This is a genomic window from Arthrobacter sp. Y3225116 (assembly GCF_059091245.1).
In genome coordinates this window covers 1-848 of record NZ_JBNHGL010000502.1, presented here as the reverse complement: position 1 = coordinate 848, position 848 = coordinate 1, and the positions used below count along the sequence as shown (strand labels likewise).

The window sequence follows — 848 nt, the reverse complement described above, 5'->3', positions numbered from 1 at the left end:
CGCGAACTTGGCCCGCTCGGCCCGGGCCGTGGCGGCTTCGAGCCTGTGGATGGTCTCGTCCACCGCAGCCTGGACCTCCAGCAGGCTGGGGCCGCCGGCGGACCCGCCGCGCGCCGAGCAGGCGGTAAAGATATCCCCGTCCCGGGTGACGGCGGTCAGCGCCGGGTCGGCCGCGATGACCCCTGCCGCCATCGGGAGGTCCGCCACGACGACGGCGGAGCCCAGCAGCGTGCGGACCGCTCCTTCGACGCCCCGCTTGGCCTGCACCAGGCCGGCCGCGGGGATCGCCCCGCCCGGGAGCTCTACCTTGCCGCCGCCGCCACCGTCCTCGGGCACCGGGATGCCGGCGATGAGGAGGTCCACCTGGCCGGCGTCGTCGGCCTTCATCAGTTCCAGCGCCCGGACGGCGGCGTCGGGGTCCGCGACGGCGACGGCTTCGGCCAGCGGCCCCAAGGCTGCCGCAATCGCAGCCTCATAGCCGGGCTCCACCGTAATCAGGTCCGCCAGCGGGGCCAGCACACCCTCGGTGCCGGAGGCCAGCAGCAGCTCGCTGCCGTCCCGCCGGTTCAGCCCGACTTCCAGCGCCTCCTTGCGCGCGGCGAGGGCGTCGCGTTCGCGTTCGGCCTCGCGTTCGTCGGCCCGCAGCCGCTCCAGCTCCGCCTCGATCTCGGCCAGTTCGTCGCTGGCCTCCTCGTACGCGGCGTCCAGCCCTTCTTCGCCCTCTTCCACCCCGGCCACCTGCGACTCCAGCGCGGCGAATTCGGCCTGCGCCTGGCGCCGGCGTTCCTCGCCCTCGCCGATCGAGGCGCGGAGCCGGCCCAGCTCGGCCTCGGCGGACTCCACCCGGG

Annotated in this window: 1 pseudogene; it reads right to left on the bottom strand. The window is 75.4% G+C overall.

The annotated features are described in order from the left end of the window. Nucleotides 1-848 (bottom strand): annotated as a pseudogene (locus tag AC5RV2_RS18620) (chromosome segregation protein SMC); the annotation flags it as partial.